At 36.7% G+C, this 20394-nt stretch carries 21 protein-coding genes; 2 read left to right on the top strand and 19 right to left on the bottom strand.

Annotation, left to right across the window (positions count from 1 at the left end; translation table 11 throughout):
- Positions 1-130 precede the first annotated feature (130 nt).
- From FG382_RS21295 to FG382_RS21270, 5 genes are all read right to left on the bottom strand, one after another.
- Positions 131-382 (bottom strand): DUF2268 domain-containing putative Zn-dependent protease, encoded by a 252-nt coding sequence (locus tag FG382_RS21295; RefSeq protein WP_142540869.1) that lies wholly within the window; start codon positions 380-382, stop codon positions 131-133.
- Positions 383-534: 152 nt separating this feature from the next.
- The gene (locus FG382_RS21290) at positions 535-912 is read right to left on the bottom strand and encodes a DUF4181 domain-containing protein (RefSeq protein WP_268238253.1); all 378 of its coding nucleotides are present in this window, start codon (positions 910-912) and stop codon (positions 535-537) included.
- A 357-nt stretch (positions 913-1269) separates the two neighbouring features.
- The gene (fosM, locus tag FG382_RS21280; protein ID WP_142540867.1) at positions 1270-1692 is read right to left on the bottom strand and encodes a FosM family fosfomycin resistance protein; all 423 of its coding nucleotides are present in this window, start codon (positions 1690-1692) and stop codon (positions 1270-1272) included.
- A gap of 25 nt (positions 1693-1717) precedes the next feature.
- A complete protein-coding gene (locus tag FG382_RS21275) occupies positions 1718-1915 on the bottom strand; it encodes a hypothetical protein (RefSeq protein ID WP_142540866.1) in 198 nt (65 codons plus the stop codon).
- Between the two features lie 121 nt (positions 1916-2036).
- Positions 2037-2645 (bottom strand): trimeric intracellular cation channel family protein, encoded by a 609-nt coding sequence (locus FG382_RS21270; protein WP_142540865.1) that lies wholly within the window; start codon positions 2643-2645, stop codon positions 2037-2039.
- Positions 2646-2873: 228 nt separating this feature from the next.
- On the opposite strand from FG382_RS21270, the gene FG382_RS21265 reads away from it, so the two are divergent.
- Positions 2874-3059, top strand: a complete 186-nt coding sequence (locus FG382_RS21265; protein WP_142540864.1) for a hypothetical protein — start codon at positions 2874-2876, stop codon at positions 3057-3059.
- A 117-nt stretch (positions 3060-3176) separates the two neighbouring features.
- On the opposite strand, the gene FG382_RS21260 is transcribed toward FG382_RS21265, so the two are convergent.
- Complete coding sequence (locus FG382_RS21260; RefSeq protein WP_373287548.1) at positions 3177-4022, bottom strand: dimethylarginine dimethylaminohydrolase family protein; 846 nt, start codon at positions 4020-4022, stop codon at positions 3177-3179.
- 168 nt (positions 4023-4190) lie between these two features.
- Here FG382_RS21260 and FG382_RS21255 point away from each other — a divergent pair, with 168 nt between their 5' ends.
- The gene (locus FG382_RS21255) at positions 4191-4925 is read left to right on the top strand and encodes a YqcI/YcgG family protein (protein ID WP_142540863.1); all 735 of its coding nucleotides are present in this window, start codon (positions 4191-4193) and stop codon (positions 4923-4925) included.
- 150 nt (positions 4926-5075) lie between these two features.
- On the opposite strand, the gene FG382_RS21250 is transcribed toward FG382_RS21255, so the two are convergent.
- From FG382_RS21250 to rny, 13 genes are all read right to left on the bottom strand, one after another.
- Positions 5076-5783 (bottom strand): ABC transporter permease, encoded by a 708-nt coding sequence (locus tag FG382_RS21250; protein WP_142540862.1) that lies wholly within the window; start codon positions 5781-5783, stop codon positions 5076-5078.
- Positions 5780-6628, bottom strand: coding sequence for an ABC transporter ATP-binding protein (locus FG382_RS21245; protein WP_142540861.1), 849 nt, complete (start codon positions 6626-6628; stop codon positions 5780-5782). Before FG382_RS21245 ends, FG382_RS21250 begins: the two co-directional genes overlap by 4 nt.
- Positions 6629-6747: 119 nt before the next feature.
- Positions 6748-7764 carry a LytTR family transcriptional regulator DNA-binding domain-containing protein gene (locus FG382_RS21240; RefSeq protein WP_142540860.1) on the bottom strand — a complete coding sequence of 339 codons (1017 nt, stop codon included), beginning with the start codon at positions 7762-7764 and terminating at the stop codon, positions 6748-6750.
- A gap of 185 nt (positions 7765-7949) precedes the next feature.
- On the bottom strand, positions 7950-9971 hold the full coding sequence (locus FG382_RS21235) for a TRAP transporter permease (RefSeq protein WP_142540859.1): 2022 nt from the start codon (positions 9969-9971) through the stop codon (positions 7950-7952).
- Positions 9949-10479, bottom strand: coding sequence for a DUF1850 domain-containing protein (locus FG382_RS21230; RefSeq protein ID WP_142540858.1), 531 nt, complete (start codon positions 10477-10479; stop codon positions 9949-9951). Before FG382_RS21230 ends, FG382_RS21235 begins: the two co-directional genes overlap by 23 nt.
- Before the next feature lie 61 nt (positions 10480-10540).
- Positions 10541-11551 (bottom strand): TAXI family TRAP transporter solute-binding subunit, encoded by a 1011-nt coding sequence (locus FG382_RS21225; protein ID WP_142540857.1) that lies wholly within the window; start codon positions 11549-11551, stop codon positions 10541-10543.
- A gap of 200 nt (positions 11552-11751) precedes the next feature.
- Complete coding sequence (locus FG382_RS21220) at positions 11752-12186, bottom strand: YlbF/YmcA family competence regulator (RefSeq protein WP_142540856.1); 435 nt, start codon at positions 12184-12186, stop codon at positions 11752-11754.
- Positions 12186-13733 carry a tRNA (N6-isopentenyl adenosine(37)-C2)-methylthiotransferase MiaB gene (miaB, locus tag FG382_RS21215; protein ID WP_142540855.1) on the bottom strand — a complete coding sequence of 516 codons (1548 nt, stop codon included), beginning with the start codon at positions 13731-13733 and terminating at the stop codon, positions 12186-12188. The genes FG382_RS21220 and miaB overlap by 1 nt, the downstream gene beginning before the upstream one ends.
- Positions 13734-14358: 625 nt before the next feature.
- Positions 14359-15225, bottom strand: coding sequence for a 2-oxoacid:ferredoxin oxidoreductase subunit beta (locus tag FG382_RS21210; RefSeq protein ID WP_142540854.1), 867 nt, complete (start codon positions 15223-15225; stop codon positions 14359-14361).
- Positions 15225-16967, bottom strand: coding sequence for a 2-oxoacid:acceptor oxidoreductase subunit alpha (locus tag FG382_RS21205; RefSeq protein WP_142540853.1), 1743 nt, complete (start codon positions 16965-16967; stop codon positions 15225-15227). Before FG382_RS21205 ends, FG382_RS21210 begins: the two co-directional genes overlap by 1 nt.
- A gap of 205 nt (positions 16968-17172) precedes the next feature.
- The gene (locus FG382_RS21200; protein WP_093060206.1) at positions 17173-17439 is read right to left on the bottom strand and encodes a stage V sporulation protein S; all 267 of its coding nucleotides are present in this window, start codon (positions 17437-17439) and stop codon (positions 17173-17175) included.
- 85 nt (positions 17440-17524) lie between these two features.
- Positions 17525-18322: a TIGR00282 family metallophosphoesterase gene (locus FG382_RS21195; protein WP_142540852.1), complete on the bottom strand. Its 798-nt coding sequence runs from the start codon at positions 18320-18322 to the stop codon at positions 17525-17527.
- A gap of 53 nt (positions 18323-18375) precedes the next feature.
- Positions 18376-19935, bottom strand: coding sequence for a ribonuclease Y (rny, locus tag FG382_RS21190; RefSeq protein WP_142540851.1), 1560 nt, complete (start codon positions 19933-19935; stop codon positions 18376-18378).
- Positions 19936-20394: the final 459 nt, after the last annotated feature.

Raw genomic sequence — 20394 nt, 5'->3', positions numbered from 1 at the left:
AGCAACACCTCTATTACTATCAAAAATTAGTTTTTATCGGAACATTAGGGCACTAATTCCTTCACTATTTCTATTAAGGTTAACATAGATAACTATGTGGGTTCAAAAATCTGTCCACTTGTTGAATAACCTACTGGAGCAAATCACTATACTTACTGCCCATAACGATTTCTTTCGCACTCTTTTTTGTCCATTCCAATGTAGAAATATCAGGATTATTTTCGATGAAGTTTTCCGTGATTTGATAGCCTATTTTGTAATTCGAGAAACTCGGGATATCTTTACGTGGATTACCATAAACCAATTTATCGTAAATAACAAAATTCATAGATTGGCCATTCAAGCTTAATTCTTCTAACACATTAGCCTCTTCCCCAAACATACTCTGTATAGATAGCTATTTTATCAAGTTCTGGATTCTCCCTAATTGTTCTTGCATATTCCAATAATTCATCGAAAAATGATATAATTTTAAATTCCTGTCCTTTATATGAAAATAGACCACAGAAAATGATACAAAAATGACGTTCTCAATTATGATAATTTAATAAGTAAATAATCAAACATAATAATAATGGCAGTTAAAAATAAAATCCCTTCACTAATTGTTAGAATATATTGTTTGGGATTCTGCGAATATTTACACTCAAACAATGCCCTTACTGCGTAATCTAATAGAATGAAGAAAAATGTTGCAATTAATAACAGGTTTATCGAATAACTTTCAAGTATGATTAAGCAATTGATAACAATTAATGCAATAGCAGAAGTAATTCTGATAAACCAATCAATTTTTCTATGCAATGCGTTTATGTGGTTGTAAGAAAAAAAAGGTTTATTTTCTTTCTCGATTTTCATTAATCTTCTCAAAAGAAACTTAACTATTAGATTTAATATAAATACAAACAACATAAATAATGATAACTCTATCCAAATCACAAAATACCCCCTTAATCAACCAAAAAGCAGCTTTACTTTAAGTGTAATAGGTTAAATGATTCATCTAAATCTTCTTGATTTTTTAATTATTTATTCACTAGTAACATAGTCCCGTCAATGAAATCATGAATACCCCTTTTGTCTTTCCGAAAAATAACCATCAGTCCACTAACAACAAGCGAGACTCCAAAGGTCGCTATAACAACGATATAAATAGATGATGTGGTCAAAAGCTATTCCCTCTCAAACTTTGATTGAGCGTTCACTCAACTATTAGTATACATAATTTCTGAATATTTAAAATTACATTAGTTATTGCAAAGAGAACTTTTAATCAAAAAATTCCATATGCGCTTTTTCTGATTTATAATAGTGCATTCTATCTAGCAATGTTCCTGTGTGAAACTCAAACTTATGGCCATCTGGGTCAGTAAAATAGATAGATTTCTTATCTCTTTCATCTCTTGAACGTCCCGGTAAGATATTTACATTCCATTTTTTCAGTTTCTCATACATTTTATCAAATTCAGCTACATCAACAGTAAAAGCTATATGTGTGTATGATTGACTTATTTCATTACGAGGTATATCTTTCTCTTCATTGAGTGCAAGCCACATTCCATTCAAATCGAAATAGCCAGTAGACTTACCTTTCACTAACAATTTGGCTTCCAACACATTTTTATAAAAATCAATCGAATTATCTAAATTCGAAACGGAAAACAATAAATGGTTAATCCCTTTTATCGACACCTTATCACCTCAAGATTCTTATTTATCAACCAACAAAAACAGAAATTAATAGGCCGATTGCAAATAACAAATACGCAATCTGAATTATTATGTACATAGCATATTCATAAGTGGATAATTTTCTTCTTTTCTTGGTTTTAGCAAGATGACGAAAATAGGAAGCCGAAGAAATAATCATGACACCAACATAAATAGCCATTAAGATATCTGCGAGGACTAACAAGCAAATCAACTCCTTTACAATACTTACGAATAGAGGAAAATAAAGTTTCGGAAATTTCTAAATATCGATATTTGGACAATAAGAAAAAGAGCTGCCTAAGCAACCCTTTATCCTCAGTTGTCTATTCTATTTTGTTATATGCCTTACGTGGAAGATTCCAATTAAAATAGACGGATAGCATCCTTAATATCACTATTATTATTAAAAGCGAAAACGTAGAATAAGGCGCACGTACTAACCCTAGACCAATGACTAGACCTGCTAGTACGGCCCATAAAGCATAAATTCCAGAACTAAAAATCAACGGTTTTCGACCAGCATACACATCTCTTATCATTCCCCCGCCTGTACCCGTCATGGAAGCTGCTATTATTACTACCATTAACGGCGCATGGATTGACACCGCATAATTTGCCCCTTGAATGGCGAACGCAGCTAATCCGATTGCATCAAAAAATACTACGGCATTTTTCCATTTGACAATCCATTTATTCGGCAATATATAAGCGATCGTAATAGCTAAAAAGGCTATTTCAAATAAATGTCCTTGCATCCAAAAGTCTTCAATTGGTATCCCGATTAATATATTTCGAATAAGACCTCCACCGAATGCGGTCATAAACCCTAGTACATACATACCGAACAAATCATAATCCTCTTCTGTAGCGATAAGCACGCCACTTATTGCAAATGCAATGGTACCAATAATGTTAAGAATGTCCCATGTCAAAGGCAATTCCTCCTTTCTTCATCGGACTCATTTCATCGCAAAAGAGTCGTTCAAATAGAAATTTTTGAACGACTCTCTGTTTTTTCTTGCATCTTTATTTATCCTACCCAAATATAGTGTTGCTAAACTTATTTCAAGGTATAATTGGCTGGTAGAAGTATTTTGTAATTTTCATTTTTTCAAAGCATAATCATGTATTAACATCCTGATTAATTGGAGGTGGAAGAAGTGCAGAAGAAATCCCTTACTTTGCTAGGAGTAGTACTGGCTTGGATTGTTATCCTTTCCTTTTTGTTTTTTCATTCGCAAAACGATGAAAAAACATTAGCTGAAAGTATGGACGAGACGAAAAAAGAAAAACAAAAAGTAGAAGTATACCTAAATGAAGGGCGTCTACTATCTTCCGAGAACTAAATGAGCCATCCCAAAGGCGTCCTAAGCGGCGGGAATGGCTCATCGCTTACCCGGCGGAAAACGTCCGAATGAAGCGAAAATCATAACATCGAGGAATTGGTTTCATATAATTGCATATTATTGTCGCACAAATGGCATAGAACAACAACGGAACGAGCCACCTGATTTAATGATTTCCGAAAAATCTACCTCTAACACTTCATATCCATGCTTTCTCAACTGATTATTCACATCCTGATTTATTGGCAAACTAAACACTCGATTTTGACCAATAGATAACACATTCGTACCCATGGAGAATTGCTCTTTCTCACTTACTTCGATTAAATGGTACATACTCGCCAGGCTGTTCACTATTTCCGGATCGAGCGCATCAGGATAAATTAACGCATCTTCGGAGGACAAAATATTGAACACACAGTCCAGATGTAAGTATTTTGAATTAAAAGGAATAGGTATAACCTCAAATTCCGGTAATTCTTTCTGCAAAGCTTCCACAGCCATCAGACACGTACGGTCGCTGATTCCTATAAACACGCGATTTCCATCTATGATTACATCTCCACCTTCTATGGAATAATTGGAAAACTCCATATAGGAAAGGCCATGTTCGTTCATCCACTGGGCTAATATTTCCTCCTCACCTTGACGAATCGGATTCGCCATTTCGGAAATAAAAAAGCGATTTCCTAAAGTAAAACCAATATCTCTAGTGAAGACCTGTTCAGGATGATTCTTACTTGGTTTTAGTTTAATCACTTCTACACCAGCATTTCTTAAAGTTTGTTCAAATAACTGATGCTGGGAAATGGCAAGTGAGCGGTCAATATTATCATGTTTATATTTTTTCTGTACATCATTAATCACTTCTTTAATTTCCATATATTGCGGTTCACATAGAACGACTTTTTGGAGCGTTCCATATTCATTTTGACAATGTATTTGATCTTGAATTATTTTCACTATGATTAATCCTCCAATTTCTTTATTCCTTCTTTTTATATTCCCTCTTTTTTTCATTACATAACCTTTTTGTGCAATTTATTTTATTTAACCTTGTTGTTTCAGGAAATTTAGGATGGGGTAAAGAATAAACATATATATGTGAATAAAGATAGTGGAGGAGATTGTGTGATTACAAAGGAAAAAGCATTATTAACAAAAGAAGATTTTCATACGAGAACAGACTTACCTAGTTGGCTTTATAAGGAATATGAAACATTTCATAATACAGTAACAGATAAAACGTTTCCATGCTTTTTTGGAATGAGTGGGGAACTGAAAGGCGAACTCCGCTATGCTTATATCACGCAAGATGACTGGAGTAATCTACCTTCTGCAGTAGCAGGCTTTCTAGATTTATTTAAATTACCAAACTATAAAAGACATGGTCTTTTTGTATTTGTAGAACCTTTTGAACAGGAGGGTTCTATCGACGATTACCGAAAGCAATTTTGGGAAATCCTCCAATACTTACATGACGTCGACGAAGTGGAATGGCCGGAAGACAGTCCACGTGATCCTGATCATTATTTATGGGATTTCCGTTTCAATGGAGAGCCAATCTTCGTGTTCGGAAACACTCCTGCCTACAAAAAGCGAAAGACACGTGATCTAGGAAATGCAATGGTTCTTGGATTCCAGCCACGTAAAATATTTAAAGGATTAGAAGGAACTGAAAAAGGTGGTATTATGTCACGTGAAAAAGTCCGGAAACGTGTAGAAGCTTGGGATCAGCTACCGAAGCATCCAGATATCGGCCACTTCGGCGATCCCACGCATAACGAATGGAAGCAATTCTTTATTGGCGATGATATTGAGCCAATTCAAGGGAAATGTCCGTTTCACCATAAATCACAAGCTTAAATCATTTAAAAGGTTTCGGAATGGTATTATTCCGAAACCTTTTTCTATGAAGATATATAGTTAACAAACGCTTGCATCCATTATCCTTACAATACCCACTGCGAACGCGGTAAATCCGAAGCCCCTATCCAATAAATTCTAAGCGATCATTTAATCCACCATACGCTTCCGATATACAACCACCGTCAATGCAAAGATCACAACAATCCAAATACCGATGATTCCTAACTCTGAAAACACTTGAACAAAACCTGCTCCTTGCTCTACTGCTTCTGCCAGTTCGAATAATTGTATGTTCGGTAAAAATTCTGCGACTTTTAATATTGGATATTTCTCCGTCCATGCAGTTATAAATGAACCCATTGTAAATACTCCAATAACTGGTAACACAATAACAGACGACTCCATTACAGACTTTGCAACAAGCCCTAATAACGTACCCATTCCAATATAAAATAAGGTCGATAAAATAATCGCGAATGCAACAATCCCCATACTTGCCGGTCTATATTCAGATAAATACGCACTAAAAAATACAACAACAATTGTTAATACAAAAGTTAGCAGGCTTTTCCCACCAAGAATTTCAAGCGTACTTGCAGGTGATAGCATAAGTCCTCGTAGCGTGTTCTTCTCTTTTTCTTCTGCTATTAAACAACATTGTACATATGTTCCAACCATTGCAAACGCCATATTAATAGTCATAAAATGGACTTGAAGCGAATCGATTCCCATCCTTCCGTAAATTGCAGCCAAAATAATCGGTAAAAAAATGATGATGGAAACAGCCGAGTTTCTAGAAAAGTCTTTAAAATCCTTTTGAAGTATTGCGTTTACACGCTTCCATGAAAATGTCATACCAATTCCCCTCCCGTTACTTTCACAAAAATATCCCCTAATGTTGGTTCGTTGGAATGTACCGTTACCACTCGATTATCTTTCATTAATTGGTACATTTCTTCTGCTCCAGCTGCATCTCTACGAAGCTGTCTTTTTTCATCGTTCGTTAATTCTACGGTAATAGTGGCATCCGCATATTGCTTTTTTAATTTGTTTGGTTGATCGAGCAGACGGATCTTTCCTTTGTTTAAAAAGGCAACGCGATTACACAGTGTATCCGCTTCTTGCATATCATGCGTCGTTAAAAAAATGGTCGTTCCTTTTTTATTGAGCGCACGTAATCCCTCATAAATATGAAGCGTATTTACTGGGTCCAGTGCAGAGGTTGGTTCATCTAGAAATAATAGCTCTGGTTCATGCAAAATTGCCCTTGCTAAAACGACACGCTGTGTCATCCCTTTTGATAAAGTAGCCACTTTTTTCTTGCTCTCTTCTTTTAAATTAACGAATCCAATAGCCTCATCAATTTTAGAGAGTGGGAGATCATATAGCTCGCAATATAATTTTAAGTTCTCATAAATGGTCAATCTTCCATATAGGCCACTATTATCTGTTAGTACGCCGAAACGTTTGCGTGCTTTTGGATTTTTTAGATGGGAAACATTTTCCCCAAAAACAAATGCTTCTCCTTCTGTTGGATCTAGTTGACCAGTTAATATTTTAATGGTTGTTGTTTTTCCCGAGCCACTAGGTCCAAGAAAGCCAAAAATTTCTCCTTTTTTTACTTCAAAATCGACCCCTTCAATTGCTTTAAAATTAGCAAAATATTTTGCTAAACCTTTCACTTCAATTGCGTTTTCCATATTCATCCTCCTAAATGGTTAGTTGTCTGTTTCGTTTCTACACAACTAACATTAAGCGGTTTTTATATAGAAAACAGCATATTTCCGGTGAAAGGAGTCATTTCTGGGGTGAATGGAGCTTATTTGAGGCCCAACATTCCCTTTAAATCCGCCATTTTCGTTTTGGATAAGGGAACGGACGATTTTAGTACATCATCGAGTACGAGGCTATAACTATTTCTCGTCCACGTAATTACTTCCCGAACTTTTTGTAAATTCACGATATAGGAACGGTGACATCGGAAAAATCCAAATGGATATAATCGCTCCTCTAATTCATTTAGCGTAAACGTACATGGAAAGCTTTCTCCTTTTATATGTAAAATAGTTTGCCCTTCCGTACTTTCAATATAGTCAATTTCCGGTGGATCAAATAGCACGATTTTTTCATTTACTTTCGTTGGGATTTTTTCAAATCGGATTGGTTGTACAATTTTTTCTTCGGCTTCACTTTCTTTTCCGTTTTCGTTTTGGAGTTCCTCTGGATGCTCTTCTTCGGTTTGGACTATTTGAAGTCCTTTGTCATCCAAGCGAACAATTTTATCTGCAACCGTTACTGCTGTTTCTAAGTGACTTGTTAAAACAAGCACTGTTTTATGCAACTTTCGAAGCTCGTTAAAAACAGCGATAAATATTCGTTTCGATTCAACGTCCAAGTTTTGATCAGGTTCTTCCATTATGTAAGTTTCCGCATTTTGAATCAGTATGTAAGCTAACTGAGCACGTTTTTTTTCGGAATATGTAAGATCTTTTATTTTCTTATTTTTCTTCGAATCCAACTGTACTAAACGAGTAATCTCTTCGATTGATTGTTTGGATTGATACAATTGATGGAAAAATTTTAGAAATTCTTGCACTGAAAGACGTTCGTGCAAGCCTTCATGCAAGAAAAAGAAGGCCAACTTTTTTTCATCGGCATATTGAATTTCCCCATTGGATAATAAACTTCTTCCTAAAATTATTTCGATAAGCTGCTCTCTTATATTCACTGTCGAACAAATGGCGGTAACTTCCCCACCAGCAATCGTTAAATCAAAAGCAGGAAATACGATGGAATCATATACTTGCTTTTCCGCTTGTATAAACTTGAGTGACATTCATAATCCCCTTTTCTATTATTCTTCATTCTTTTATTATAACAGTTACTAAATAATAGTTGAAAATATCGCATACAAAATTTTTACAGTGCCTTCAACACAGATTTGCTATTAAAATGAACGTTAAAGAGACATAATCCGCATGCGAATTATGTCTCTAATTAGATTGCTATTTTTCTTTTACATTAAGCTACCACTGCTTTTTTAGACGAATCTCCTTTTTCACGTGTGAACAATTGGATGGCTAATAGTATGGCGAAAATCACTAATCCTGCAATATCCGAAAAACTTTCAGGATAGATTAGTAATAATCCAGCCCCAACCGCGAAAATTCTTTCAATCCATGTAACCTTGCGATACCAGTATCCAATCATACCTGCACCAATAGCTATCATACCCGTAATGGCAGTAAAAACAACCCAGACAATTTCTAGGAAAGTCGTGTCCATCATTAATAAAGCAGGCGAGAAAATAATCATATACGGAATGATAAACGCAGCAATCGCTAATTTTGCTGCTACTACACCTGTTTTAATCGGATCTCCACCTGATACCCCTGAAGCAGCAAATGCGGCAAGTGCTACTGGTGGTGTGATATCGGCAATAATACCAAAATAGAATACAAATAAATGTGCCGATAACGCGATAACTAAAGGAACCGTTGAACCTGCTGGCATATCGATCATTAGCAATGTGATAATCGCCGGAGCTGCTATTGTACTAGTAATTACATAATTGGCTGTCGTTGGTGATCCCATTCCTAGTACAATGGAAGCTAGCATTGTAAAAATAAGAGTCAAGAAGATATTTCCGCCAGAAGCAGAAATTAAACCATTTGCTAAACTTAATCCTAGACCTGTTTTTACAACTACCCCTACAATGATACCGGCTGCTGCAGTAGCCGCTGCAACTGCTAGAGCTGTCCTTGCACCATCTACTAATGCCTCAATTATATCCTTGAAGCCCATTCTTGTTTGTTTATCAAAAGCACTAAATACAACAGCCGCTACTATTCCCCAAAGTGCTGCTTGCATCGTTGGTACTCCGATAAACATCAACACAATGATAGCTATAATCGGAATAAGAAGATAAAGTTTTTTAAATACCTCTTTACGATCAGGCATTTCCTCTTTAGACATGCCTTTTAAACCTACACGTTTCGCTTCAAAATGCGTCATAATCCAAATGCCGGTAAAGTACAAAATTGCCGGAATGGCTGCCGCTTTGGCAATTTCCCAATATGTAATACCACCAATAAATTCGACCATTAAAAATGCTGCTGCTCCCATAATTGGAGGCATCAGTTGCCCTCCTGTAGATGCAGCTGCTTCTACTCCACCAGCAAATTCTTTTCGATAACCAAGTTTTTTCATCATTGGTATCGTATATGAACCTGAAGTAACTACGTTTGCAACTGAACTTCCGGATATCGTCCCTTGTAATGCACTAGAGAAGATTGCAACCTTTGCTGGTCCACCTACTAAGCGTCCAGCTATTGTTACAGCTAAATCATTGAAATATTGCCCTACTCCTGTTTTAACAAGGAACGCTCCAAATAGTAAAAATACAAAGATGAACGTTGCTGATACACTAATTGGTGTTCCCAATATTCCATCAGTTGTAAAGAACATTAAATGGATTAGACTACCTAAATCCTGTCCTCTATGGGCAAGAAAACCAGGAAAATAAGGACCCAGGAGTCCATAAACTAAAAATGCACTCGCTATTATTGTAATAGGCATTCCTACTGCCCGACGAGCAGCTTCCAGTGTCAATAGAACAGCTAATAACCCTACGATAAAATCTAATTGTGTTAACTTTCCTACCCTAAAAACTAATTCTTGATATTGCAAAGGCCAATACAATCCAACCCCAATCGCTAGAAGCGATAAGATATAATCATAGAACGATATCGTTTTCTTTTTAAGTAGTTTTCTACGAGCAGGAAACAATAAAAAGATAAGCGATAATGCAAATCCCAAATGGATGGAGCGCTGTAAGTAAGCTGTATATTGCCCCCAAATTGCTGTATACAATTGGAAAAGAGAAAATGCAAGAAGTCCTATAAATATGACTGTCTTCATAATTCCTTCAACGGACCTTGTATTCGACTCGGGATCATATTTTTTTAATATTTCTTGTTGTTCTTCTTCCGATAATTGCTTAAATTCTTCTTCAGTGTTATTAACTAACTTTTTTTCCGTCATTCATTTTTTCTCCTTTCATTTGTTGATAAATGGATATTTTTTTTACTTCCACTAAATATGATTTGCCACGATCTAATGATTTCTTTAAGTCTATTTCATTGTTTTCATATTGTAATACTAAATCCAAATCAATATTCCCTATTAATATCGTAAATGAGTCAATCACTTCATTATTATATGTAAGAATATATTTACCATCTTTTTCTTCAAATGTTTGCCCTTCTTCTGCATATCCAGGTAACCCAATCGCTAAATCAGTATAAACCATTTTTAATAATTGAATTTTTGACTTGTTTATGATTTTGTATGTCTCCACTACATCTGTTTTATGAATGGAATGTGTATAACGAATTTGAAATGATTGATCTTCTCCAGTGGGAATGTAATGAACAGATGCATCATCCGTTCTAGTTTCCGTAAATACAAAAGCTTGTTTGTATGGATAAAAAACAAGAAGCGCTATACTGCTGGTAATTAAGAGAATCGCGAACACCTTAAAAAATTGCATTCTCTTTCCCCCATTTAAAAAGGGGCATGAAGCATGCGCAACATGGCCCCCATATTTACTATTATTTGTTTACTTCGTCAAAGTATTTCTGAGCACCAGGATGAACTGGTATTCCAATGCCGTCAAGACCGGTTTCTGCTTTAATATATTGTCCCTTAGGATGAGTAATACTAGAAGCATTATCATAAATCGCTTTTGTCATTTCATAAACTAAGTCTTCAGGAAGTTCATTGCTAACTGCAAGCATTGCGCCAACTGAAACTGTTGGCACATCAGATGTTAAACCATAAGTACCTGCTGGCACCACATCTTTTGCATAATATGGATATTTCTCGATCAATTCATCTGCTTTAACATCTTCCACTGGAATAATTAAAACGTTTGCTACAGCATTTAATGCCTCAACAGCTCCAGTTGGTGTACCAGCTGTAATAAATGCAGCATCGATTTGCCCAGCTTGTAAACTATCTTGAGATTCACCAAAATCTAAATTTTGTGGTTCAATATCATCCATCGTAATTCCATGGATTTCAAGTAATTGTTCTGCATTTGCATAAGTTCCTGAACCTGGAGCACCTACAGATATTTTCTTTCCTTTTAAATCTGCAAATGATTTTATACCTGTTTTATCTGTCGTTACTAATTGAACAGTCTCCGGATATAGGGATCCAAGTGCAGAAATGGTATCGATTTTGTTACCTTCAAACATGAACTTGCCTTCCGTTGCATAATAGGCAATATCTGTTTGAACAAATGCTATTTCTTGTGTACCTTCTTGTAAAGCAGTCATGTTAGCTGCAGACGCTTGTGAAACTTCTGCTGTTGTTTTAATACCAGTTTCTTTACTGATTAGATCTGCGAATGTACCACCAAGCGGATAATAAGTTCCTTGTACTCCACCTGTTAATATGCTTAAAAACTTATAATCCTCTTTCTTTTTACCAGTTTCCTCGCCAGACTTGCTATCAGTTGAGCTGTCTGAAGAGCCACTATCTGTAGAACCACAAGCTGCTAATACTAATAATGCAAATAAGCTTAGTAGTACTAGCAAATTCAATTGCTTTTTCTTCATTCAAATTTCTCCCCTTATATATATATTTCCCCATGTTCGTTATAATTCTATCATAAAGCTCTATGTAATTGTCAACCTATTACGTAAATTGGGCATTATTAGACTATTATATATAATATATTACATAATTATTAACTCACAAAATAAAAAAGGCACACAAATCTTTTCAGATTTTGTATGCCTTTTTCTTCAATTATTTATTAAGAACAACTATCATATGTCGTATTTTTTACTTTCGAGCCAGTTTCGCCTCTTAGTAGATCGCCATCAGTTGCTTCGATAATTTGGTTTGTTACATTATTAGAAATAGAGTTTGCAACTAGTTGTAAAAGGCTATTTACATCACCTTGTGATTGCTTGAACTCTTGTACAATTGGAAGCTCATCAATTTCTGCTTCAATTGCTTCGATTTTACCTTCAATCATTTTAAGTGCTTTTTCTTTCCCTAGGTGTTGAAAGTTTACTGCTTGTTTTTGCAAGCTTTTCAGACTAGCAATTTTTTCACGCACTGTTTGATTTTCGTTAATTTGTGCTTCTGCACGTTTAAAGAAATCTACTTCTTCTGTATTGGCAATCATTGTCGCGATTTCTTTTGCTTTTTCAATAATATCGTCTCTAGTATATTTAGTAGTCATTATATTCCCACCTCTTGTTCTTTTTGTACTTCTACTAGTTCTCCAGTAAGTGACCAAGTTTTAGCATCTGTAATTTTTACTTGGACTAGCTGACCAATGATTTCTTTTGGTCCAACAAAGTTAACTAGCTTACTCTTCGGTGTATATCCTGCAAGTACATCCGGGTTATTTTTACTTTCCCCTTCTACAAGTACCTCTACAATTTGACCTTCGTATTTTTTCATTGCTTCTGCAGACATATCATTTACTAATTTATTTAAACGTTGGAGACGTTCTTTTTTCACTTCCATCGGTACATTATCAACCATTTTTGCAGCTGGAGTACCTTCTCGTGGAGAATAAATATACGTATAAGCAATTTCAAAGCCTACTTCTTTATATAAAGACATCGTTTCTTCAAATTGCTCATCCGTTTCGTTCGGGAATCCAACAATAATATCCGTTGTTAAAGATACATTTGGAATAGCATCTTTAATCTTACGAACTAGCTCTAAATAATGCTCTCTGGAATATTTACGAGCCATTATTTTGAGTATATCAGAAGACCCTGATTGAACTGGTAAATGAATGTGATCTACTAAGTTACCGCCTTTTGCAAGTACTTCGATTAAATGATCATCAAAGTCTCTAGGATGACTTGTCATGAAACGAATACGAGCTACATCAATCTTGCGAAGATCATCCATTAAATCACCAAAACGATAATCTAAGTCTTCGAAGTCTTTGCCGTATGCATTAACGTTTTGACCAAGTAGTGTCACTTCTTTATAGCCTTGTGCAGCAAGATGTCTAATTTCTTGAATAATATCCTCAGGACGACGGCTACGTTCTTTTCCTCTTGTATAAGGAACGATACAGTACGTACAGAATTTATCGCAACCGTACATAATATTTACCCAAGCTTTAATCGAACCTTTTCTCACTCGTGGCAAGTTTTCAATAACATCGCCTTCTTTAGACCAAACTTCTACGACCATTTCTTTGGAAAGGTAAGCTTCGTTTAGAATATTAGGTAGGCGGTGAATATTATGCGTTCCAAAAATCATATCTACTTGATTATAGGTTTTTAATATTTTATTGACGACGGATTCTTCTTGGGACATACATCCACATACACCGATTAATACGTCTGGATTGTTTTGTTTTAAGTGTTTTAAATGGCCTAGCTCACCGAATACTTTGTTTTCCGCATTTTCACGAATAGCACATGTATTAAGTAAAATAACATTTGCATCATCCACAGTGTCAGTAGGCTCATATCCAAGTTGCATGAAAATACCAGCCATAACTTCTGTATCATGCTCATTCATTTGGCAGCCATACGTACGAATATAAAATTTACGGTTTTGCCCCATTCCTTTAAATTGCTCGGCAATAGAAAAGTCATTATGGTAAGCAACTTCTTCTTTTCCTCGTTTTTTTGCTTCTTTTAAGGAAGGTGGAGTATAAACTGATTGAAAATATTGGCTATAATCCTTCTCGGATTTTTTGTCCGGAGAATTAGGTTCCTTTACTTGTGTACTTTGTAAACGCGATTCTTCGTTCATAAGAAGACGCTCCTTTCTTTCCTTCGTAACTAATACGAATACCCATCAACCTATTATACTGAATACTGCACTATAGCTACAAGGTATAAAGCTTAAAAGTACTTATTTGGACATAAGAAAATGGGTTTGGAGTGGGAGTTGTTAGAGTTTGTACTTTTTATCTTGGGGGTTTTGGGGGATCTTGGGGGATCTTGCGATTTGGGGGACCTATCTTGCGGTTTGGAGACTCCATTTTGCGATTCTAAGATTGTATCATGCGATTTAGGGGTCCTATCTTGTGATTCCACACACCTATCTTGCGATTCCTAATTTATGGAGATGGATCTTGCGATTTGCGGACTCTATTTTGCGATTCTATGACTGTACCTTGCGATTTAGGGGCTCTATCTTGTGATTCCACACACCTATCTTGCGGTTCCCAATTATGATGGGTAGATCTTGCGATTTGCAGACTCTATTTTGTGATTCTGAAACTGTATCTTGCGATTTAGGGGTCCTATCTTGTGATTCCAGCCTTCTATCTTGCAGTTCCCAATTATGGAGGGGGATCTTGCCAATCTGTAAATCACCCTTCCTATACTCCAAGCACTAAAAAAGCCACCCCTGAAAGGTAGCTTTTTTATCATCACATAAAATCTTGTAATAGTGTATTAAATTCTGTTTCACTCATCTTCAAGTTCTGGTCTACAAGTGGTGTTGGTGCGTAGCCAGGAACTTGCTCTTGATAGGAAGGTGCATCTTCATTTTGATAAATGATTCCTGTTACTAGTCCTTCATTTTCCATGACAACACGCATTGCTTCTTCACGATTTGTATGGTCGTATCCTTCTACATCGGAAAGCTTTGTTAAGTTTTCTTTGAACCAGTCATAGGTGTTTACTTTATTGTATGTTACACAAGGACTGAACACATTGATGAAAGAAAAACCTTTATGGTTAATACCAGCCTCAATAATGGCAGTTAACTCTTTGATATCAGAAGAAAAACCTTGTGCTACAAAAGTAGCTCCTGATGTTAGTGCTAGTTCTAGTGGTTTAAGGGAAGGCTCGATTGCTCCACCTGGCGTTGATTTCGTTTTAAATCCTTCTGCAGAACGTGGAGAAGTTTGCCCTTTTGTTAAGCCATAAATTTGGTTATCCATGACAACATATGTTAAGTCGATATTACGACGGATCGAATGAATTGTATGGCCGATACCGATTGCAAACCCGTCACCGTCTCCGCCAGAAGCGATTACGTGCAGATCTTTATTTGCCATTTTCAAGCCTTGTGCAATCGGAAGTGCACGGCCGTGAATACCGTGGAAACCATAAGAATGGATATAACCGGAAATACGTCCTGAACAGCCGATTCCTGAAATTACCGCTAAGTCGTGGGGCTGAATGCCAACATTGGCTGCCGCACGTTGAATAGCTGCTTGAACAGAGAAGTCGCCACATCCTGGGCACCAGTTTGGTTTTACATTATTACGAAAGTCTTTAAATGTTACCATTATTTAAGCAACTCCTTTACTTGTTTTTCAAGCTGTAATGGTAAGAATGGCGTTCCATCATATTTCAACACATTGATCACTTTATCATGACCGCCAACATTCATTTTTAATATGTTTGCCAATTGGCCTGTTGCGTTATTTTCTACTACCACTACTTTTTTCGCATTTGCTACTAGTGGTTGCACTTCTTTTGCTGGGAATGGGTGGATCAGACGAATATGAGCATGATTGACTTTCATTCCTTGTGCAATCAGTGTTTGCTGTAATTCTTCTAATACACCTCTAGTAGAATTGAAACCTACGAATAGAATGTCAGCTTCTTCATAAGGTGCACTTACATAAACTGGATCACTAAAGTTTACATGTTGTAGCTTTTTCATACGTTTATCCATTTGCGCTTTTCGGTTAGATGCTGCTTCTGAAGGCTTACCAGTTTCATCATGCTCAACACCTGTAACGTGGTGAATAGCATGTTTTGTACCCGGTAGTACTCGCGGAGAAACACCATCTTCTGTTACTTCATAACGTTTGAAGTATGATTTATCTTCTGCTTCTGGAATTTCTTCTGTATTTATTAGGTTACCACGGCGAATTTCGATCTTTGAATAATCAAACGGATCAACTGTTTGTTTACCTAGTGAAAGCTGTAAATCTGATAAGATAATAACAGGAAGCTGTAATTCTTCTGCTATATTAAAAGCTTGAATTGTATCGAAGAACGCTTCTTCCCCGGTACTTGGTGCGATAACGACTTTCGGAATCTCCCCATGTGTACCATAGATCATTTGCATAAGGTCTGATTGCTCTTGTTTAGTTGGAAGTCCAGTAGATGGTCCCCCACGCTGCGTATCGACAATAACTAATGGCTGCTCTGTCATACCAGAAAGACCAATTGCTTCCATCATTAAAGATAAACCAGGACCCGCCGAGGCTGTAAATGCACGTACACCACCGTAGTTAGATCCAATCGCCATTGTAGCTGCTGCGATTTCATCTTCTGTTTGGATAACTGCTCCACCAAATAAAGGCAGCTTTTTAATCATATATTCCATAATTTCAGAAGCTGGCGTAATCGGATAGGCTGCCATAAATCGAACACCTGCAGCCAAGGCTCCAAGTGCAATTGCATCATTTCCAATCATAAACAGTCGATGTTTGCCATCTGCAGGAACAAGTTCCCATTCACCTAAACGGTCTCCTAGCTGTTCAGCCATTGTATCGAAGCCTTGTTGGATAGCCTGCATATTTTTCTCAACAACTTCTTGTCCTTTTTTACCAAAAATCTCATCTACAACTTCTTGGAATACTGCTTTATCTAGATTTAATAAGGCAGATGTAGCTCCTATTGCTACCATGTTTTTCATAAGAGATGTACCTAATTCTGCAGCGACCTCTGTAAATGGAACAATATACATTGGTGCTAAGCAATCTTCTGGTGCTACCGGTGAGAATTTAGCATCTGCTAAAATAATGCTTTTTTCTGTTAGTTCTTTGTAGTTCACGTCTATTGTTTCTTGATCAAATGCTACTAAAATATCTAAATCATCTGGAATTGTACGTACTTGTGTAGGACGTACACAGATTTTGTTATTTGTGTGGCCACCTTTAATTCGAGAAGAGAAATGACGGTATCCGTACAAGTAGTATCCAAGGCGGTTCATCGCCATAGAGAAAATTTCCCCAGTACTTTCAATACCCTCTCCTTGCTGCCCTCCTACTTTCCAAGAAAGCTGTTGCAACATATAAACATCTCCTTACTGTCTCGTTGAATGCTTTTTTCTATATTGAATGTTTTTTTACCTTCATAAGTTTACCATGAAGTAATACGATTCACTATGTATTCACAATGTTTTTCCTCAAAATCAGACCTTTGACGGAATCAAACCGTCACAATATATTCTAAAAAATAAAGTGAAGTCGCTACGTTTTACAGTAGCGACTTCACGGTTATTTTACCTTTTTCTCTACTAATAACTTCAAAGCAGTTCGATCTTCACCCGATATGATGATATCTGTGAAAGCAGGTGAACAAGTTAAGTCTGTACCACTAGGTGCAACAAATCCTCTTGCGATGGCAATTGCCTTAATTGCCTGATTTAGTGCGCCTGCTCCTACTGCTTGCATCTCTGCATACCCTTGTTCTCTAATTACTGCAACAAGTGCTCCAGCAACTGAATTGGGGTTAGAACGAGAAGATACTTTTAAAGAATCCACTATCATTTCTCCTTTTATAGCTAGATTATGAACTTGCTTTCGTCCATAACCTACCTTATGCTTCGGAGTTCTTATTTAGACTCTATTAGCCTTGAAATGGATAGTCATCATTAATATAAACTCGTTCTTGGTGTACAGCTTTCCCTGTAGCATTATCTACTTCTACGAAAAAACCACTTAATACGGAGCGACCACTTTTCGGAACTTCAAAACGAGTAGGTAAATTCGTTTGAAAACGATATAAAACATCCTCTTTTTTCATCCCTAAAACTTCATCATAAGGGCCTGTCATCCCAACGTCAGTTATATACGCTGTACCACCTGGTAGGATGCGAGAGTCGGCTGTTTGCACATGCGTATGCGTTCCGACAACAACAGATGCTTTTCCATCTAGATGCCACCCAAAAGCAATTTTTTCACTTGTTGCTTCCGCATGAAAATCAACGAAAACAATTGGAGATAATTTCTTCGCTTCTTCTACTAGCTCTGTCGCTTTTTTAAATGGGTCATCATGAGGTGGCAAGAATGTTCTACCATGCATATTAATCACCGAAATAGTTTGCCCATTTTTCGTCACGGACGTCATACCTTTGCCTGGTGCTTCTTCTGAAAAATTGGCAGGACGAATTAAGTAATCCGTATCATCAATAAAGTCCATAATTTCTTTTTGATCCCAAGTATGGTTACCCATCGTTACGACGTCTACACCCATATATAGCAAGTCTTGAAAAATTTTCTTCGTAATACCACGACCAGCCGCAGCATTTTCTCCATTTGCAATAACAACATCTGGAGCATATTTTCTTTTTAATCTTGGTAAATAACTTTCTAGTGTATCTCTACCAATCGAACCAACGATATCGCCTATAAATAAAATCTTCATTATTTACCCACCTCCTTAACGAAAAAAAGGCTTCTTTTGTAGAAGCCTTCCTTCTATTTTGCGTATTCTACAGCTCTTGTTTCTCGAATAACCGTTACTTTAATATGACCAGGATAATCTAGCTCTTCTTCGATTCGTTTACGAATATCTCTTGCCAAACGATGAGCAGTAATATCATCAATTTGATCTGGACGAACCATAATACGAATCTCTCTTCCTGCTTGAATCGCAAAAGATTTTTCCACGCCATCATAGGATTCTGAAATTTCTTCCAGTTTCTCTAAACGACGAATGTAGTTTTCTAATGTTTCACTTCTTGCACCAGGTCGTGCTGCTGATAATGCATCTGCAGCTGCAACTAATACGGCAATAACAGAAGTGGCTTCTGTGTCACCATGGTGAGATGCAATACTATTGATCACAACTGGATGTTCTTTGTATTTCGTTGCAAGCTCGACCCCAATTTCTACATGACTTCCTTCTACTTCATGGTCAATTGCTTTCCCAATGTCGTGAAGTAATCCTGCACGTCTTGCAAGTGTTACATCTTCTCCAAGCTCTGCAGCAAGTAGACCAGCTAGAACCGCTACTTCTGTTGAATGCTTTAATACGTTTTGACCGTAGCTTGTACGGTAACGTAAACGACCAAGAATTTTGATCAAGTCAGGATGTAAATTATGAACGCCTACATCAAAGGTAGTTTGTTCTCCGATTTCTCGAATCTGTTCATCTACTTCTCTTCTCGATTTTTCTACCATTTCCTCAATACGCGCTGGATGAATTCGTCCATCTTGCACTAATTTTTCTAGTGCTAGACGAGCAGTTTCTCTTCGTATCGGATCAAATCCTGATAGTATAACAGCTTCTGGTGTATCATCAATGATTAAATCGATTCCAGTTAAAGTTTCGAGCGTACGAATGTTACGACCTTCACGGCCAATGATACGACCTTTCATTTCGTCATTCGGTAGATTAACAACGGAAACGGTTGTTTCTGCTACATGGTCCGCCGCAAATCGTTGTAACGCAAGGGAAAGAATTTCACGAGACTTCTTGTCCGCTTCTTCTTTTGCTCTTGTCTCCGATTCTTTTGTCATGACAGCGATATCCGTAGCCAGCTCATTTTCTACTTCTTGAAGAATAACAGTTCTTGCTTCTTCACGCGTTAATGTAGAAATTCGTTCAAGTTCACTTTGTTGTTTATCAACAAGCTCGTCCACTTTACTTTCTTTCCGTTCGATATGCTGTTGTCTTTCGGTTAGAGCATCTTCTTTACGCTCAAGACCTACTTCTCTCTTGTTTAGAGCATCATCCTTACGATCAAGGTTCTCTTCTCTTTGTAATAACCGATTTTCCTGTTTTTGCAGTTCCATACGGCGTTCACGGATGTCAGATTCTGCTTCAGTTCGTAATTGGTGAGTTTCATCTTTGGCTTCTAGTAATGCTTCTTTCTTTAATGCTTCTGCTTCTCGCTTTGCTTCATCTAAGATGAGTGCAGAAGATTGTTTTGCACCAGTCACTTTTGAATCGTTCACGTTTTTCAGATAAATATAACCAACAACGGCACCGACGAAAAGACCAAGCAAAGCGGAGATGATAATTTCATATGGCATTCGAACACCCCCTATTGCTATTCTTTTTAAGTTTCAGTCGGCTCATATATGAAAGTACATATATGTATTGCCTTTTCATTATTTTATAAAGAAATTATACAATTTTAATTGTATAGATGTAGAAATACTCTGTCAAGGAAACGATAGGAATATTATTGGTTTCTACTAGGTTTTTTAGTAAAAATCGTTAGTGCTTTTAAAAAAATACTGAAATTTCACCTTATTAAATAAGGATTATACGTCTTGGTAGTTTGAAGGGATAGTTCGCTAGGATTTAATAAAGCGGTGCTTTGCTTTGAGCGGGCGAGCGACGAACTGCTTTGTCGATAAGCCGCCGAACTAAATTCCGAAATTATATGGATATTATATAATCAATTACATAAATTGGATGAGAGCAACCAAATAGCTGGTGAAAGCAACCAGTTTTTCGTATATCAAGTGCACTTGGTGTGAGATATC

Origin of the sequence: Psychrobacillus lasiicapitis, from assembly GCF_006861795.1 — a bacterium.
Classification (GTDB): Bacteria; Bacillota; Bacilli; order Bacillales_A; family Planococcaceae; genus Psychrobacillus; species Psychrobacillus lasiicapitis.
This window is presented reverse-complemented; position numbering and strand designations above follow the sequence as displayed.

What these genes read in the sequence shown, in the direction of transcription:
- FG382_RS21295 (WP_142540869.1), bottom strand. Translation starts at nt 382, where the DNA reads ATGTTTGGGGAAGAGGCTAATGTGTTAGAAGAATTAAGCTTGAATGGC.
- FG382_RS21290 (WP_268238253.1), bottom strand. Translation starts at nt 912, where the DNA reads ATGTTGTTTGTATTTATATTAAATCTAATAGTTAAGTTTCTTTTGAGA.
- FG382_RS21250 (WP_142540862.1), bottom strand. Translation starts at nt 5,783, where the DNA reads ATGACATTTTCATGGAAGCGTGTAAACGCAATACTTCAAAAGGATTTT.
- FG382_RS21245 (WP_142540861.1), bottom strand. Translation starts at nt 6,628, where the DNA reads ATGGAAAACGCAATTGAAGTGAAAGGTTTAGCAAAATATTTTGCTAAT.
- FG382_RS21240 (WP_142540860.1), bottom strand. Translation starts at nt 7,764, where the DNA reads ATGTCACTCAAGTTTATACAAGCGGAAAAGCAAGTATATGATTCCATC.
- FG382_RS21235 (WP_142540859.1), bottom strand. Translation starts at nt 9,971, where the DNA reads ATGACGGAAAAAAAGTTAGTTAATAACACTGAAGAAGAATTTAAGCAA.
- FG382_RS21230 (WP_142540858.1), bottom strand. Translation starts at nt 10,479, where the DNA reads ATGCAATTTTTTAAGGTGTTCGCGATTCTCTTAATTACCAGCAGTATA.
- FG382_RS21225 (WP_142540857.1), bottom strand. Translation starts at nt 11,551, where the DNA reads ATGAAGAAAAAGCAATTGAATTTGCTAGTACTACTAAGCTTATTTGCA.
- FG382_RS21220 (WP_142540856.1), bottom strand. Translation starts at nt 12,186, where the DNA reads ATGACTACTAAATATACTAGAGACGATATTATTGAAAAAGCAAAAGAA.
- miaB (WP_142540855.1), bottom strand. Translation starts at nt 13,733, where the DNA reads ATGAACGAAGAATCGCGTTTACAAAGTACACAAGTAAAGGAACCTAAT.
- FG382_RS21210 (WP_142540854.1), bottom strand. Translation starts at nt 15,225, where the DNA reads ATGGTAACATTTAAAGACTTTCGTAATAATGTAAAACCAAACTGGTGC.
- FG382_RS21205 (WP_142540853.1), bottom strand. Translation starts at nt 16,967, where the DNA reads ATGTTGCAACAGCTTTCTTGGAAAGTAGGAGGGCAGCAAGGAGAGGGT.
- FG382_RS21195 (WP_142540852.1), bottom strand. Translation starts at nt 18,322, where the DNA reads ATGAAGATTTTATTTATAGGCGATATCGTTGGTTCGATTGGTAGAGAT.
- rny (WP_142540851.1), bottom strand. Translation starts at nt 19,935, where the DNA reads ATGCCATATGAAATTATCATCTCCGCTTTGCTTGGTCTTTTCGTCGGT.